The sequence below is a fragment of the Coprobacter sp. genome (assembly GCF_982436375.1).
The window spans coordinates 1-17,511 of sequence record NZ_CEWDCG010000041.1; the positions used below are offsets into that span (position 1 = coordinate 1).

Consider the following 17,511-nt stretch of genomic DNA (forward strand, 5'->3'; position numbering starts at 1 on the left):
CTTTTGTTTAATTGCATATATTTCTTGTGTTTTATCTATGAAAAGCATACTGAATTTATTAACGTTTTTGTTTATTTCAATATGTACGGCGATTGCTGCATCTCCAAAAGAGTATGGGTTATATATTCGAACATATCCATACCCCAAAGACGAATTTACCAGTGTCGTATTAGAAAATGGGTATCCGATAAGAACTTTCCAAAAGAAACTCACTTTAAGTTTCAGTATATTCACAAGAGAAGAAAATGTTTTTGGTAGCATATTCCGAATAATAACCAACAATAATCAGAATATAGATTTATTGTATAGCGTTGATAAAAATGATAAGCGCTACCCTATTTTAGTCACAGGTAAAACAGTACATCCTCTTTCTGACGAGAATGTAAAAAAAGGAGTATGGGTTAACGTCTCAATAAGTATTGACCCTAAGACCGGTGATATAAACCTGATCTATGATAAGACTTCCGCATTTATTAAATTTCCGGAATTGAAAGATACCGAGAGTGTTCGAATCGCTTTTGGATATTGTCCGTTTGAAAACTTTTCTTTAGCAGATGTTGCATCAGTCAATGTCAAAGACATAACTATCAACAGAGGGAAAGAAGAAATACGAAGATGGAAATTGGGTCATCATGACGGAAATACTTGTTATGACGAGCTATTTTACAAACCTGCGACTACCTATAACCCTCATTGGATTATCGACCAATACATAACTTGGAACAAATTATATTCCGCGACGTTCGATTCATCTCTTTCTATAGCGTTTGATCCTAATATAGGGACTTTTTATATGGCTACGGATAAAAATAATTTATATGTGTACCATCTTGGAGAAAAGAAAACAGATACAATTTCTATAAAAGGAGGAGAAATAGCATCAAATTATCCTAATCAATTAGTGTTTATCTCTGATCAGAATCAACTTCTCTCATATAACTTGGATGAGAACATATACTCATCGTTGAACCCTATCAGCCATCGATGGGGCAATAATATAGTCTCCCAAAAGGACCATGATTATTGGAACAATACTTGTGTATTTAACCCTGAAGATTCCAGTCTGATTAGTTTTGGAGGATATGGACATTATCGTTATAATAATGAACTCTTGATCAGCTATCCGTTCCATACGAAGCCTCAACAGAGATATATATTAAAAGAGATAGATCCACGATATTCATGTGCCTCAGTGATAGTCAATGATACTTTGTATGTTTTTGGCGGACGAGGATGCCCATCCGGAAGGCAAGAATTATCTCCACAAAATTATTATGATTTATATGCTATTGATTTAAAGACTTATAATGTACACAGATTATGGCAACATATCACCCCAATAGAAGGAGGAGAATTCCAACCTTGCGAACACATGATTTATGATAAAGCCAATAATTGTTTTTATGTATTCTGCACCCAAGAAGGAGGAGTATTAATAAAAATAAATAGAGACAATCCCCAATATATATTTCTCCCAACAATTAAATAAACTATATTTAGTCATACATGAAGCTGAGGTATCGGGAAAATCTTATGTAGAAATTTACGAATTAGACTACCCGCCAATTCCTGCAACAAGTTTTATACAAACCAACAATACGCAAGAGACATCACAAACACATAATTATTGGGTAACTATTATTATATTATTATCCCTTATTGCTATCGCGATCTTAAGCTACATTATCTATATCAAGAAAAGAAAACATAAGGTTGCCCCCGAATATAAGGCAAGTCTTAATAATAATTTAGATGTCAATAATATACATGAAGAAATATTCTCTGCAAAGCAATATGATTTTTCGAAACGATGCATCTGTTTTTTGGGAGGCTTTCGCATTGTAGATAAAGAGGGAAATGATATAACCTTATTATTTACACGTACTCTGAAAATGTTACTTATAGCATTGATATTATATACCGGAAAATGTGAAAAAGGCATAAATGGTAATAAACTCATCCAAATGTTATGGCCCGGAAAACCTGAAGATGCCGCACAAAATATCCGTAATGTATATATGAGCAAATTACGTAACATACTTGAAAAGATCGGTGATATCAAAATTATTAACCAGAAAGGATTTTGGAGCATAAAATTAGATACCGATGTTACATGCGATTATCTTGAAGTATTATATCTCTATAACAAAAATGGCAACAATAATAATATTGAACAATTATTGGAATTATTATTGCATGGAATGATGCTGCCTAATATTGAAACAGAATGGGTAGATACGTTTAAAAGTGATTTCTCCAGCCAAACAATTGATTTACTTTGTAACTTACTTAAACAGGAAGACTTACCGGATCCCCTCAAAATACGAATATCTGATGTTTTATTCCAACATGATTACCTCAATGAGAATGCTTTGTCAACCAAGATACGTATACTCTGTACCCAAGGTAAGAAAGGTGTTGCTAAAAGTGTTTATGATGCATTCTGTAAGGAATATTATACGACATTAGGCGTAGAATATCAATATTCTTTTATGGAGATTATTAAAGATACTCTGGAAATAAGATAAAATGGAAGGCTATCTTAAACGGAATGTCTCTAAAAGTTAGATGATTATAGAAGGATGTCTGTATATTTCTCTCGGAGTTTCAGTTTTATTTCAGGATTATCTTTTATCTTTGAATTGCAGGTTGTTTTTAGTTTATCGAAAAAGGACAGAGACGATCCGAGAATAAATCGGATGCGATTCTTTATTTTAAAACAGTAGGAAATGAAAATTCTGATTGTCGAAGATGAACCTTCTTTGAGAGAGTTGATGCAGAGAACACTGGAGAAAGAGCGTTATGTTGTCGAGGTTGCCGCAACTTACGGTCAGGCTTTGCAAAAGATCGAAGATTACAGTTATGACTGCATTTTACTGGATATTATGCTGCCGGACGGTAGCGGTTTAGATTTGCTCGACCGTTTTAAAGCGTTACGAAAGCAGGGGAATGTCATTATTATATCGGCAAAAGATTCGATAGAGGATAAGGTGTCGGGTCTTGATTTAGGTGCGGATGATTATCTGGCGAAACCTTTTCATCTGGCGGAACTGTCTGCACGAATAAAAAGTGTGATGCGCCGTAATCGCGGGAATGGAGAAAATACGATCAAGTTGGGAAATGTGGTCGTGTCGCCCGATAAATTTCAAGTATCGGTAAATGGCGCTGATGTGCCTCTGCTTCGTAAAGAATACGATATATTGTATTATTTTATTCTTCGTCCCGGTCATTTGGTCGATAAATCGGTATTGGCGGAAGCCGTATGGGGCGATCATATCGATCAGGCGGATAATTTCGACTTCATATATGCGCAGATGAAAAACCTGAGGAAAAAGCTGAGAGATGCGGGAGCTGAAATTGAAATAAAATCGGTGTACGGATTCGGTTATAAACTTGTCGTTGCCGGATAACCGGTTATAGTGGAATGAAGCTTATATATCAGATCATATTGCGGGTTTCGGTCGCCTTGGTGATTTTACTGACGGCTTGGGCGGCCTTTTTTTATTTTGCATTGCAGACGGAGATTAACGATGAGGTGGATGATGCGCTCGAGAACTATTCCGATATGATTATTATGCAGGTACTGGCAGGAGAGAAGACACTTTCATCAGGTGACGGGTCGAATAACAGTTATCAGATCAGAGAAGTAACCCGGGAATATGCCGAAAGCCGTTCGGCTATCAGCTATACGGATGCGAAAATTTACATTCCCCGTTTGCAAGATACCGAACCGGCAAGAATCTTGAAAACCATATTTCAAAATGACTCGGGTGTTTATTTTGAGCTGACTGTAGCGACACCTTCTTTTGAGAAAGAAGACTTGCGTAATTCTATTCTGAACTGGATCATCGTGCTATATGTTACTTTATTGTTGATTATTATCGGGATAAACACATGGGTTTTTTACCGGAGTATGCGTCCGCTTTATACATTATTGCATTGGCTGGATGATTATACTGTCGGGGGAGAAAACAAACTTTTGAAAAATGATACGAAGATATCGGAGTTTAAAAAATTGAATGATGCGGCGATTCGTTATGCGAGAAGAACCGAACAGCTCTTCGATCAGCAAAAGCAGTTTATCGGGAATGCTTCTCACGAGATACAGACCCCGTTGGCGGTTTGCCAAAACCGTCTCGAATGGCTGACGGACAATACCGAGCTTACGGAGGAACAATTGGTCGAAATCTTGAAAACCCGGCAGACGATCGAGTATATAGTCCGCCTCAATAAATCTCTTTTGTTCCTTTCTAAAATAGATAGCGGACAGTTTACCGATAATGTTTCTGTAAATATGAACGAATTATTGGAGCGGCAACTGGATTTGTACAAAGATATATATAGCTACCGGAACATAAAGGTGGAATTGGAAAAGCGCTCTCAGTTGATTGTTGATATGAATGAGTCATTAGCGACGGCACTTGTCACGAATTTATTGAAGAATGCCTATGTCCACAATTCGGACAATGGTTATATCCGTATCATAACGGACGCTTCGGGAATTATGTTTTGTAACGGTGCAGATTCCGGAGCTTTAGACGGAGAGCGTATTTTTGACCGTTTTTATCAAGGTTCTAAGAAGAAAGGATCGACCGGTTTGGGTTTGGCTATTGTTAAAGCTATAGGACAATATTATGGAATAGAGGTCGATTATCGGTATGTCGGGGGAGAGCATCGTTTTATCCTTTCATGGAATAAACTGCCTTAGAACCTGTTCAAATTTTGTTCGGGTCGGTGGTTTGGATAATTTCTTTCGGTTTGTTTTACTGTCTCTATTTCAAGTTCATTTCAGATTTGTGTTTCATTTTTGTCACATAGGTCATTCTTAACGGTTGTATGACAGTTGAGTTAAAGGTCTTTTTATAAACGAAAAAAAGAGATTATGAAAAAATTATTTGTTCTGTTTATCTGTTTGTTTACCCTTAGTACTGCGACTTATGCGAGAGAAGATCGTCCTATTCGTGTGGATCAGCTACCTGCTAAAGCCCAGCAATTTATCAAAAAATATTTTCCCGATCTGAAAGTTGCATTGGCAAAAGTGGATAAGAGTTGGTTCGATCAGGAATATGAAGTGATTTTCGTGAATGGCAATAAAGTCGAATTTCGTAAATATGGCGATCTGAAAGAGGTGGATTGTAAATACAGTATGGTTCCTGCCGGTATTGTTCCTGTTCCGATTGTTGAATATTTAAAGGAAAATCATCCGGATATACCGGTTATTAAGTTTGAACAAGATACGAAAGAGTATGAAGTGAAGTTGAAAGGTGGTATAGAGTTGACATTTGACAAGCAGTTTCGTCTGATAGATTATGATGATTGATCTTTGCAGAAGATTATAAGAGTGCGCCCGGAAGCAATTCATCTTTCCGGGCGCATTTTTGTAAAGTTACATTGAGATACGGGGGAATACGTATTTATCGGATAATGATGTAAAAGTAAGTCGGACAGGAAAATTATTCTGCTGGATATCCGGATAAAGCCTCGCCAAGTCTATTTGTTTTAATAACCGGAGACTTTCGGCATCTAATGCATATATTTTGTTTTCTTCAGGATTAGATAAAGATACCGTCCAGTCGAAAATGTTTCCGAAAATAGAAATTTCATCTTTCTGCGGGTTGAAGTGAGGAATACCGCTTTTTTTGAGTTCGTAAGTTTTGGTATATAAAACATACAAATCATTTTTGTCATCGGTCAGGAAAGCATGGTATTTCCGATTTTTAAACTCTGTCGGGAAAATATATTTTATTTTCAATCCGTTCGGAATTTCTATTTTCCTGAAATACGGGCGTCCTTTTACCTGTTTCAAATGATATAAAGATCCTGTCCGGTCTGTAATGAGATAACCTTCGTCATAATCTTTTCGGGCAGTCGTATTTCCGGCTATGATATTCGCCGGGAAACAAAATCCTTTTTTCTTCATGGCATCTGTGTAAATGCGGCTTTTCTTTTCGTCGATACTGTTTGTTTTTATATCTATGAACTCGATACCGTTGTTGTTTATCCTGAAAACATCATCCGGCATTTTCAGATCGACTCTGCCGGACATCGATTCCAAAAGAGGATAAAGTCCCGGTTTTTTACAATTCACGTCAGACGGCTGATGGCGGAAGATGAAATTTTCCGTTTGTGCGATTTTCGGAGACAAGGCGACACCGTTTATTTCCTCCGGGAATCTTTCGTCCGCGATTAATTGCCGGTAGTAGAACATCGGCAATATGCTGTCGAATTCCGATTCGGTATAGTATTTCCCTTTCAGATCTTTTCTTTCCGTTCCTTTTCCGTTATTTTCCAAAATGGCGAAATCGTTTATTACCGTACTGTATAAAATAAACGGATTTTTTTGAGGTTTTGAAAAAATGAAGCCGTATCCCCACGGAATCAACCAGAATAATAACAGAATTATGGTTATATATAGGAGTATTTTACTGAAACGTATCATGATTTTTAGTTTTATATTAGTATCTTAATATTAATCCTGTTTTCCTGCTCTGAATCGTGATACCGATAATAAGCTGAAGAATAGAGTCAGTATTGTAAATAGAATGAGTATAGGTAAAAAACAGTTATAAGATTCGGGAACAGAAGATAAAAAGAAGATGCGGAGTATTGCTGCGGAAATAAGAATATTGAGTATTCTGCGTTTCCATGTGGGCTCGAGGCATATCCATGCGGTTAATAGATATCCGGTAATTCCGGCTGTAAACCAAGGAATCGCGGTCAGCAATATTCTGGATGTCAGTTCTGTTGCAAAGAACTTCTGCAAATAAAGCCATAACAGCAAAAAGTCGGATGCAAATCCGATAAGCAGCAAAATGATTCCGAAAGATAACATGATCGAGATTGTCTTGTATTGCGATACTGGCAGATGCAATGTTAGTTTCAGCCGGTTCTGCTGCATCTCAGGAACAAATTGTACCCATGCCAAAAATATCCCGATCAACAATGGTAAATAAGTCAACAAGTCGATAAAAACTACGTCTTTCCCGAGCATTACCTCCCATAGATGAGGTGCGCCTTTCATCGTTATTGCCCGGTTGATTTTAAGTATGCAGTATCCGGTCATACCCCATGACACGAGTATTGCCAAGAAGTAATAGTATCGGGTTTTGATCCATTCTTTATAACATAATGCTTTTTCCATTCTGAGAAGAGTCTTTAATGTATTAATATTTTCCGGTGAGACCGATAAATGCGTCTTCCAGATTGACTGATTCGGCTTTTAGTCCGGAAAAGGGAACTCCAAGAGACTTGAGTTTCTCTTCTGCCTCTTTTTCCGAAAAGAAAGAAAAGGTTTCTACATGATTTCGTATTTTCGAAGGATAGTAGAATCCTGAATATCCGTTTGGTTCATATCGGTCGGGTACGGTAAACTCATACCGTTTTACAGAGCCTAAAAGCTCTTTTACCGGTTGTTGGATCATTATGTGTCCGTAATCCATGATAATACAATCGTCGATAAGGCGTTCCATATCCTGAATGATATGAGAAGTGAGAAAAACCGTCTTTTGCTCTGCACGGGCATATTCACGCAAATAATCGACAAAAAGCCTTCGGTAACCGGGATCAAGACCTAACGAAAAATCATCCAAAATCAACAATTCGGGATCTTGGGCGAGAATAAGTCCGAGAGCTATTTGAGATCTTTGTCCGCAAGACATGCGGCTGATGCGTTGAGTCGGGGTGATTTTTAATTTTCCGACCAGTTCGTAAAAAGCCTCTTTTTTCCATTTCGGATAAAAAGAGGCATAGAATTTCTCGATTTGCCGGATATTCATGAACGAGTATTGGATATGACCTTCTATCAGTAAGCCTATATTACGACGTAATGACGGTTCCATGTTTTGTACATCCCGCCCGAAGATAAGGCATTCTCCCGATTTAGGCTTCAAATAGCCGTTCAAGATATTGATCGTTGTTGTCTTTCCCGTTCCGTTTTTTCCTAAAAGCCCTAAAATGCGGCCCTTCGGGACATTGAAACTCAAATCTTTATAAATAAGCCTTTTCCCATAATAATGAGTCAGGTTTTTACATGATATGACGTTTTCCATTATTCTTATTCTAAGATCTTATAAGACTCTGCTTCTACAAAATAAAAAGAGAGATAATCTTTTCCGGTTTTCGCTTTGCGTTCCGCTATTTTTTTTCTGAAGTCTGCAATCCGTTCTTCTGTCGTGTTTCCGGTTTCTCCCCGAGCTTTTTTCTCGGTGCTGCATCCGGCTTCTCCTGTTCCATGCTTCTCTTCGGTTTTCGCTTTGGCTTGTTCTTCCCATTGTACCAAATAGTTTTCATCGATCCGCTGTTCTTTTAATATACCGTTTACTTCGACAATACTGTTTACGCAATCGGGGCTGAATTGTCCTAATTCACCTGCTTCGATACGTATCGTCTGCGTATCGTCACTTCCCATCAAGAATATTTTTTTAGCACCGTGTTTGCAAGTGTGTGTGCAAATACCTTGTACCGTTATATTTTTTTCAGCCAGCGAATCAGCGTTTGCGAGAAGAGAATCGACTTCCATTCCGGTAGATACGATTGCTTGCTCTTCTGCCGTATTCTGAGATTGTTGTTTTGTGTTGTTTCCGCAACTGACGCTCCCTATGCATAATAATAAAGAAGCGATGTAAGTCATTGTCTTATTCATAATAATTTTTTTTATAATAAAAGCACCCATTTCCTGCGCTAACAGGTTCATGGATGCTTTTTAATAGTTAATATACAACCACTTTAGTCTTGTTCACGATATAAATTCCTTTTGGCATCGAAATCGCATGTTTACCTGTCGATACGGTCATGCTTTTCACGATTTGTCCGTAAGTATTCAGAATTTGTATTTCAGAAGATTCTCCGGCTTCTACAAATATCTGATTTTTTCCGCTGTACACTTTGACGCTTTGCTCTTTGGCTGTTTCCGAAGAAATCAATCCGGTAGTTTGTCCCAGTTCCGGAATTTCGAAAGAAGTAAGAATCGTGATCCATGATCCGGCATCTTTTCGGCTTTCTATTGTATAAGCACCATCTAAAATAGTGTTAGCAGATTTTGCGTTACTGCGGGCGAGGGTCAGAAGTTGTCCTTCGTCGAACAGGCATCCCCATGCGGTAGTTGATCCGCCTTTTACCAAACTATATTCATTCTCTATCTCCCATGTAGAAGTATTATAGGTTATAAGATAAGCATTTCCTAAAGCATAACCGTATGTGTAGATTTTTCCGTTTTCATCTTCGAATGCGCCATAATATCCTCCGATCGAGTTCTCACCGATAGCTCCGCCTAACCAAGTCCCGTCAGTTGCGCTGCATTTGATAAGGAAACCAGTCTGCATAGTGGATGATCCTTCGATCAGCGCTTCGGTTTTGTCTGTCCCGAAACCTCCGACAACGTGTCCCATCAGATATAAATTCCCGTTTTGCAATTCCATTTTTTTGTTTTGGGTAGTATGTTTTCCGTTGCTCGCACCGAAAGCGGGAAAATGTTTTACCCATGCGACGGTCATATCGGTATTAACAGCTCCTACGAGTATATCATCGAATTTTGTCGGCTGTATTGTGGTGTTTCCTAATTTTATTTCAGAATCTTCTGTCGATGCGCCTTTTACCATACCCAAGAAATAAATTTTTCCATCGGCATACGTGATATTGTTGATGCTTTCTCTTGCAGCAGTTCCGGTAGTAGTTATATGTCCCAGATAATTTCCTGCTTCATCTAATTTTACTAAAAACAGGTCTCCGACACTCGATTGGGGATCTCCTGTCCAGCCTTCGGTATTGTGAGGTGTCAATATAACTTTTTCTCCTCCTTTTTTAACGAAAGTCATTTCTTTCCGATAATTTCCGGCAATATACAGATTTCCTTCATTGTCTTCGGCTGCACCATAGAAATAGAATCCTTGCGGAGTATAGTTTTTGTAGGTACTCGATGTCGTTCCCGGTACAGGAGAATAATCTACATTGATCAGTTTAGTCCATTCAACGTTTCCCTCTGTACTGATTTTTACTAAAATTCCTTGATATACCCAGTATCCCGGATATTCCCAAATGACATCTGTCGTTTTACCCGATGCATCGACCAAAGACAATAATTTCCCGTTTTTTGCAGCATCGTAGTTGGTATGATAAAATTTCAGAGCAAGGAATGCTCCTCCGTCGGTAGTTGGGGTGTAAGCACAGTCAGAAAGAGAGGCTCCGCCCCAGCAGCTATATACAGACCAGACAAGATCTCCGTTTTTTTCTAATTTTTGGAATACGATGTTTGAGTTTCCGGAGGAGCTGCTTCCGTCGTAGGGAGCTCCGTGTCCGATTATAGCTTCACCATAAGAAAGAGAATCTGCAGCTCCGGAGGACCCGAAACCGGCAAATGCGAAGACTTTATCGTCTGCACTTTTTGCAAGAGAATGTGCACTTGTTCCCATAGGAGAAACAAATGTTTTTGCCCATTGAAAATCGATGTCGCTCGCATAGGCAGTCAATCCACATAAAATCGAAACAAATAGTAAAATCTTTTTCATTATCACTTAGTTTTAGATATATTTTATTGCACGGCAAAAATATGTACCGAAGAAAAATTGTGAAATCACTTGATTTAGGTATTTTATAAAGTATTAATCAGTATTTGTAGGTATTGTATGATGATAATATCCACTCTATTTTCGCATCGCATTAATATAGGTATCTCCGGGGATGAATTTGAAGAAAATAATTCTGATTTTTTTTGTGACGTTTTTGTATTTCCCTTTTGTCCGGGCTGTCCCGGATAAAGTAATTTTCAGTGGTTGTGTAAGAGATACGCTCACGAAGGAGTTACTTGAGTTCGCTACGATACAATTAAAAGGGAAAAATACATTTTCCGTGTTGTCTGACAAGAACGGAAATTTTAAATTTTCTTCTGTCTTGCCCGGGGAGTATGTTTTGCAGGTGTCTTATTTGGGATATGTGTCGTGGCAGAAAAAGATCGAACTGAAGAGCGACCTTTTTTTACAGATAAATATGACTGCCCGGTCTAATAAGTTGAAGGAGGTTGTGATAACTGCTGCCGAGTCACCGGGGATCGTTAGTTCGTCGAAAATCGATAGAGCTGCAATGGCGCATTTGCAACCTACGAGTTTTGCAGATTTGTTGGAACTTTTGCCGGGAAATATATCCCAGACCCCCAATATGGGAGTAGCCAATACGATAACGTTACGTGAAACGGGTACGTTGAATGCTTCAGGAGAAAAAAGCGACAATCCCGATTATTCTATCTCCTCTTTGGGTACTTTATTCCTTGTCGATGGAGCTCCGATTAACGGTGATGCCAGTATGCAGTATATTCCTTCGGGCTCTGACTCGAGTTCTCCCGAGTATAAAAGAAATATAACGAATAAAGGTGTGGATATGCGTTCCATATCTACCGATGATATAGAAAGCGTGGAGATCGTTCGTGGAATTCCTTCTGCGGAATATGGAAATCTTACCAGCGGTTTGGTGAATATTAAGCGGATAAGGAAATCGACTCCGTTTACCGCTCGTTTTAAGGCAGATGAATACAGTAAGCTTTTTTCTGTCGGTAAGGGATTTGCCGTTCCGGGACAAGATCTGATTTTGAATATAGACGGGGGATATCTCGATTCGAAAGTAGATCCGCGAAATAATCTCGAGAATTATAAACGTATCAATGCTTCGGTGCGCTCGACGTGGAATCTTAAAAAAGAGATGTGGAATATGGGATGGAACTCCGGTGTCGATTATACCGGTTCGTTTGATAATGTAAAAACTGATCCCGATCTGTCATATCAGAAAATAGATAAATATAAATCTACGTATAACCGGACGGCTTTTACGAATAATTTTTCGTGGACTTTCCCTAAGGTAGATTTGATAAAATCTATAGAGCTCAACTCTTCTGTAAGTATTCAGTCGGACAGGTTGAAGAGGACGAAACTGATGTCTCCTCAACGTGCGACGGTAGCTCCGACCAGTATGGAAGAGGGGGTACATGACGGAACTTATCTTTTGGGACAATATGTTGCCGATTATTTAAGTGAGGGCAAACCGTTGAATGCGTTTTTGAAAATGAAGGGAGAATTGGAATTTTTTTTAGGTAAGGTTAAAAATAGTATGAAAGCCGGAGGGGAATGGAACTATTCGAAGAACAGAGGCCGGGGGCAAGTATATGATATAAGCCACCCGATCGTAACAAGCGGATGGACTACACGACCGAGGGCTTATAAGGATATACCTGCATTGCAAAACCTCTCTTTCTTTCTGGAAGATAATATTACCGCTCGTATGGGTAAACATAAATGGGAGACGTTGGCCGGTGTCCGTTCGATCTCTTTGGTCGGTATGAGTCCGGCATATTTGCTACAAGGGAAAATTTATCTTGATCCGCGTATTAACTCTCGATGGAGCTTTCCAGCTATCCGATTGGGGAGTCATAATTTGAATATAGATATATCAGGGGGGTATGGATTGACGACAAAAATGCCGACCATAGATTATTTGTATCCTAACAAATGGTATAACGATATTATTCAGTTAAATTATTATGATGTTAATAAACCGTTGGAATATAGTCGAATTAATGTACGTACTTATATCAAGGATATCACGAATTACCGGTTAGAACCTTCGAGGAATCGGAAATGGGAAGTAAGAAGTGATATATCTTATAACGGTAATCGCCTGTCTGTGACATATTTTAGAGAAAGATTGACATCCGGATTTCGTTACTCTTCTTATTATATGCCTTTTGAGTATCGTAAATATGATGCATCTTCTATTGATGCAGGATCTTTACAAGGCCCTCCCGCATTGGAGGATATTTCTTATACGGATACCCGGAAACTGGATGGATATATGCAAGCGGCGAATGGCAGTCGGTTAGAAAAAGAAGGGGTGGAATTTCAATTTACATCTCAGCGTATCAGGCCGTTGAGAACATCTGTGATTATTAACGGGGCCTGGTTCAAATCTACTTATACGAATAGTCAGCCTATGTTTGAAACGGTTTCGGAAGTAGTGGATAACCGTCCGATTCAAGAAGAATATGTCGGATTGTATGATTGGAATAGCGGGAGAATAAATCAACAATTCAATACCAATTTTATGTTGGATACGCAAATCCCGGAATGGGGACTTATTTTCTCGACATCGGTACAGTGCATGTGGTTTGTCTCTACGCAAAGAATGTATCAGAACGGGGTACCGGTAAGTTATCTTGATGTGAATGACGGGCTTTTACATCCTTATACGCAGGAGTCTGCAGAAGATATGAAGTTGCAGTTTTTGGTGAAGACGTACAATGCCGATTCGTTTAAGAAACAAACTGTTCCGATGGCTATGTATGTCAATTTTAAAGCAACGAAACAGATCGGTAAATATCTGAAACTTGCTTTATTCGCTAACCGTATTTTGGATTATCTTCCGGATTATACCTCTAACGGATTGCGGATAAGAAGAAATGTAAATCCTTATTTCGGTATGGAATTGAATTTTAGTTTGTAATATATCAAATTATAATAAGAACAATGAGATCCAAGTTATTTTTTCTGGTTATTTTTTTTATTCTTTTTGTCAGTTGTGAGGAGAAAAGCGATATTCCGCATACAACGGTGGATATATTGATTGAGTATCCATCCGATTTAGAAGAACTGTCTGTGCAGTATGAGACAGTGAAATTCAAGAATATATCTTCCGGAATGGAAACCGAGTATTCCAATTCTAAACAGTTTTCGCTACCTGAGGGATTGTATGACTGTAGTTATGAAGCAAGTGTCACTTATTTGAAAAATGGGGAAATGACAGAAGGAAAATTAAGGGGTTATCAGGCTTCTTTAAAAGTACTCGGGACAGATGTGAAGGTTACGTTAGAGTCCTATTTGTTAGAAGATAAAAACGACTTCATTATTGAAGAAATCTTTTTTACCGGAACGTTGCAACCTTCTGGAAAACAGTATAATGGCGATCAATATGTCAAAATCTATAACAATACCGATCATGTCTTGTATGCTGACGGTGTGTCTTTTATGGAATCTAAGTTTATAACGGTTACCAAATATGACTATACACCGGATATTATGAAAGAGGCGATGACGGTACAAGCCATTTATACGATACCCGGGAATGGGACAGACCATCCTGTACAGCCGGGGGAATCTTTGATAATTTGTGATACCGGTATGGATCATCGGGTTGCCAATCCGAATTCATTCGACTTGAGTCGTGCTGACTTTGAATGGTATGATGAATCTTCTGTTCCTGCGCATATGGATATCGACAGTCCGACAGTTCCGAATCTGGATAAGTACTATTGTTATACACTTAGTTTCTGGATTCTACATAATCGGGGGTTCAGGGCTTTTGCTTTAGCTCGTATTCCGGAAAAGAAAGAAGACTTTTTAAAGGATTATCTTTATACTTATAAGTATGTCATGGTATTGCCTGCCGGAACTTTCCCTATGGAACAAACAGCCTATAAAGTTCCTAATGAGTGGATTATAGATGCTGTGAATACAAGTGTCGAGTCTCGTTATGTATGGAATGTTACCGATCCGTCTTTGGATTCGGGCTGGACTCATTGCGGAACGATCGACGGAGATAAAACTCGTTATTTTAAAAGCGTTCGCCGAAAGTTGTTGTATATTACTCGTGACGGTAGAAAGGTGTTGAAAGACACGAATAACTCTTCTGATGACTTTAATACCGAATGTGTACCTTCTTTGATCGAAGAACAACATACGGCCACGGATGCCAATGGTACTCCGGCTGTGAATATTACTTATGACGGTGTAACGCCTAAGACTGAGTAACATAAATTGAAAGTGAGATGAAAAAAGGGTGTGCTGTCGTTATGTTGCTTTTATTGTGTCCGGCTTTCTTGTATGCCGGGGATACGCTTTCTGTCATGCAGCGAAATTTGCGGAATAATTCTTTCGGAGAGACTTTTTTCGATTTGCTTTATCGTAATCCTGCAGAAAAATATTATCAGCATGCCTTAACTCTTACCGAGGTAAATGCAATCGTGGAATATTCGGATGAAGATCAACCGATATTTCTGCAAAAAGGAGACGGTTTGATCTGCGGATCGTTTGATGTGGATTCGTATATTTCTCTGAAAAATAGAAAATTATGGGGGCAGGCTTATTATAGAAACGGCGTGAAACGAAATGTCGTTTGGAACGAGACGTCCGATTATGATTGGGTGTATCCTTATGTTTTGGGAGATTCGGTCGGCGGAGATTTAAGATGCGAGGAATATTATTTTGCCGGAGGATATGCACGGGAATATGGTCGTGTCACTTGGGGCGGAACGTTGGATTATCGGGCTGCCGTGGAGTTTAGGAATATCGACCCTCGTCCTAAAAATGTTGTTGGAGAGTTGAATGCTTCGTTAGGTATCTCGTTGCGGACAAAAACTCATTATGGCATCGGGATGTCTGCTTTTGCAACAAAGTATAAGCAATCTAATGAAATAAAATTTTATAGCGAATTAGGTCAGTCGAAAGTTTATCATTTTACCGGAATGGGAATGGACTATGCCCGTTTCTCGGGGAATAATAACAGTGCGTATTATAAAGGAAAATCTTTTGGCGGAAATATAGGAATCTCTTCTCATGAACAAAGCGGATTTTCCGGGACGTTCTCCTATCGTTATTATTCTTGTGAGAAAATAATTTCATCTTTGAATGAATTACCGATGGCTTTGATACATGAACATTCCGGAAAATTTGAAATAGGTTACCGTAATGCCACGACATACAGAGTATGGGGTGTAAAAGGGTATGGTAATGTTTCTTGTAGAAATGGAATTGAAATTCTGTTCGGTGATGCAGCGAATGAAATTTATCCGAAAATAGGCGAGGTAGAACAGTATCATAACAATATATTCTACGCCGGTATTGTCGGTATGTATGAGGCGGAAATTGCGAAAGGTTATAAATTGTCTTTGTCGCCTGAAGTTACCTATAAGCGCAACAAAACATCATATATTTATCCGTCTCGTTCACTTGAGGAAAATCGTTTGTCCGGAAACGTTTCTGTTCGAGGATATAAGACATGGGAAAATTGTTTTTTGCAGATAGATGCAGGAGTTGGCTATTCTCGTGCTTTTAACACGGATATTGCCTTGTCGGAAACGGAAATAACAGATTCCGGAGTTTTGAATATGCTTTATCATAATTACCGTTTTATTTCATCGAACAGCATATTTTCTGATATTGGCATACAGTTCTCGCATCGGATTTTGAAGAACTATCTGTTACAGATTAAAGCTGCTTGGAAGCATGGTTGCTACATGAGCAAAGTCAAGTCTGACTATATATCAGGGGCGATAGGAATATCTTTTTAATATAGGCTTTTAGGTGGTAGAAAAAGAATCGATAAATTGTTTATATCGTTTTTCTGCATTTTCGATAAGATGTTGATTAATAGAAGTCGTTTTTTCAAAAAAAGATGTTTTTATAGTTATTCCTGATTTATTTCGAAGAAGTTTCCAGTTACCCGAAATTTTTCCATTATATAAAATAACGGGGTAAAATGTACCGTAATTGTTAAATGCCATTGCCCGGTATTTTTCGTTTAAGACCTCGCTTCGGTCTTTATAACTGATCAAATATTCATCGAATGAGGGTAAAAAATGGAGAATGTTTTTTTGAGGTAAATTTTTGTTTGAATATGATTCATGGATGAATATTTCTTTTTGATTGTCGAGTTGCTCTTTTAGCAGGGAAGAGTTGATGTAATCAATAGCTTGTCGGGCTTCCGTAACAGATAATCCTGACCACCATGTAAAATCTTCTAATGTGGCGGGAGAATGACTTTGAAAATATTTGTTTGCCAGTTTGGCAAGAGCTTCGTCTTTCGTTATTTCCTTGGCAGGAGAAACACGTTCGTTGAGTAGAGCATAAGTTTGTTTGTTCCCTTTATTTATTCCGCTACAAATGATTTTTTCTGTCTCTGCCCGGATAAGAAATCTATTTAACCGAGGTATGTCGGTTTTTATATTTTCTTTCTTCAAAATGTCTCCGATTTCTTGTTTGGTGAGGTGGTTATTTCCTGTTAAGTGTTTTTCGATTAACCGGTTGCATTTTGTGTATAGCTTTTCTGTTATTTCTAGATTTTTCCCGAAGGACTCATTGGCGGATTTTATTCGCTGCGCCGAGAGCTTCAGCATCCAATGTATATCTTCTGCAATAATAAAGTGCCATGTAGGACGCAATATGTGCATTCGTAATATTTCTCCCTGTTGGAAGGCTTTTTCTATGATGTTATCTGTGACGTGCTTGAGCCGGATACTGATTGCCCATTTCGCCATATTGTAGTTTTGTGCTTGAATAGCTCCCATCCATGATACGATTTCTTTAGGGGTATCGAATGTCGGTTCTGTTAATTGCTGGCTATATAAACGGATATTTATGAGCATATACTTTTTTTTACCGTAAAAATAATTAAAAAAATAAGAAATAAAATCGGTGTGTACTATATTAATAAATAATACCGTTTCATTAAAAATAAGCGGGAAAGAGAAGAGTATATAAA

At 38.4% G+C, this 17,511-nt stretch carries 14 protein-coding genes; 8 read left to right on the forward strand and 6 right to left on the reverse strand.

Annotation, left to right across the window (positions count from 1 at the left end; genetic code table 11):
* The 5 genes from AC1WHX_RS04020 to AC1WHX_RS04040 all read left to right on the forward strand — a co-directional run.
* The coding region (locus AC1WHX_RS04020; protein WP_481228869.1) for a Kelch repeat-containing protein at nt 1–1,489 on the forward strand (1,489 nt) is incomplete at its 5' end.
* Between the two features lie 334 nt (nt 1,490–1,823).
* The gene (locus AC1WHX_RS04025; RefSeq protein WP_481228871.1) at nt 1,824–2,528 is read left to right on the forward strand and encodes a hypothetical protein; all 705 of its coding nucleotides are present in this window, start codon (nt 1,824–1,826) and stop codon (nt 2,526–2,528) included.
* 201 nt (nt 2,529–2,729) lie between these two features.
* Complete coding sequence (locus AC1WHX_RS04030; protein WP_009318200.1) at nt 2,730–3,410, forward strand: response regulator transcription factor; 681 nt, start codon at nt 2,730–2,732, stop codon at nt 3,408–3,410.
* Between the two features lie 14 nt (nt 3,411–3,424).
* Nucleotides 3,425–4,708 carry a sensor histidine kinase gene (locus tag AC1WHX_RS04035; protein ID WP_009318199.1) on the forward strand — a complete coding sequence of 428 codons (1,284 nt, stop codon included), beginning with the start codon at nt 3,425–3,427 and terminating at the stop codon, nt 4,706–4,708.
* Between the two features lie 174 nt (nt 4,709–4,882).
* Nucleotides 4,883–5,320: a PepSY-like domain-containing protein gene (locus AC1WHX_RS04040; protein WP_009318198.1), complete on the forward strand. Its 438-nt coding sequence runs from the start codon at nt 4,883–4,885 to the stop codon at nt 5,318–5,320.
* Nucleotides 5,321–5,386: 66 nt separating this feature from the next.
* On the opposite strand, the gene AC1WHX_RS04045 is transcribed toward AC1WHX_RS04040, so the two are convergent.
* The 5 genes from AC1WHX_RS04045 to AC1WHX_RS04065 all read right to left on the reverse strand — a co-directional run bounded on the left by AC1WHX_RS04045 (nt 5,387) and on the right by AC1WHX_RS04065 (nt 10,502).
* Nucleotides 5,387–6,439: a DUF4857 domain-containing protein gene (locus AC1WHX_RS04045; protein WP_122337732.1), complete on the reverse strand. Its 1,053-nt coding sequence runs from the start codon at nt 6,437–6,439 to the stop codon at nt 5,387–5,389.
* 30 nt (nt 6,440–6,469) lie between these two features.
* On the reverse strand, nt 6,470–7,141 hold the full coding sequence (locus AC1WHX_RS04050; RefSeq protein WP_122337733.1) for a hypothetical protein: 672 nt from the start codon (nt 7,139–7,141) through the stop codon (nt 6,470–6,472).
* Nucleotides 7,142–7,163: 22 nt separating this feature from the next.
* Nucleotides 7,164–8,048 carry an ABC transporter ATP-binding protein gene (locus AC1WHX_RS04055; RefSeq protein WP_022599909.1) on the reverse strand — a complete coding sequence of 295 codons (885 nt, stop codon included), beginning with the start codon at nt 8,046–8,048 and terminating at the stop codon, nt 7,164–7,166.
* Between the two features lie 5 nt (nt 8,049–8,053).
* Nucleotides 8,054–8,641, reverse strand: a complete 588-nt coding sequence (locus AC1WHX_RS04060; protein ID WP_278584439.1) for a hypothetical protein — start codon at nt 8,639–8,641, stop codon at nt 8,054–8,056.
* A gap of 67 nt (nt 8,642–8,708) precedes the next feature.
* Nucleotides 8,709–10,502, reverse strand: a complete 1,794-nt coding sequence (locus AC1WHX_RS04065; protein WP_303116616.1) for a DUF6383 domain-containing protein — start codon at nt 10,500–10,502, stop codon at nt 8,709–8,711.
* Between the two features lie 172 nt (nt 10,503–10,674).
* Between AC1WHX_RS04065 and AC1WHX_RS04070 the strand changes: the two genes are divergently transcribed.
* The 3 genes from AC1WHX_RS04070 to AC1WHX_RS04080 are packed head-to-tail and all read left to right on the forward strand — an operon-like array spanning nt 10,675 to nt 16,321.
* Nucleotides 10,675–13,479 (forward strand): TonB-dependent receptor, encoded by a 2,805-nt coding sequence (locus tag AC1WHX_RS04070; protein ID WP_302544809.1) that lies wholly within the window; start codon nt 10,675–10,677, stop codon nt 13,477–13,479.
* Between the two features lie 23 nt (nt 13,480–13,502).
* Nucleotides 13,503–14,783 (forward strand): DUF4876 domain-containing protein, encoded by a 1,281-nt coding sequence (locus tag AC1WHX_RS04075; protein ID WP_302544810.1) that lies wholly within the window; start codon nt 13,503–13,505, stop codon nt 14,781–14,783.
* A gap of 17 nt (nt 14,784–14,800) precedes the next feature.
* Complete coding sequence (locus AC1WHX_RS04080; protein ID WP_302544811.1) at nt 14,801–16,321, forward strand: DUF6850 family outer membrane beta-barrel protein; 1,521 nt, start codon at nt 14,801–14,803, stop codon at nt 16,319–16,321.
* A gap of 9 nt (nt 16,322–16,330) precedes the next feature.
* On the opposite strand, the gene AC1WHX_RS04085 is transcribed toward AC1WHX_RS04080, so the two are convergent.
* On the reverse strand, nt 16,331–17,395 hold the full coding sequence (locus AC1WHX_RS04085) for a winged helix DNA-binding domain-containing protein (RefSeq protein ID WP_122337738.1): 1,065 nt from the start codon (nt 17,393–17,395) through the stop codon (nt 16,331–16,333).
* Nucleotides 17,396–17,511 lie beyond the last annotated feature (116 nt).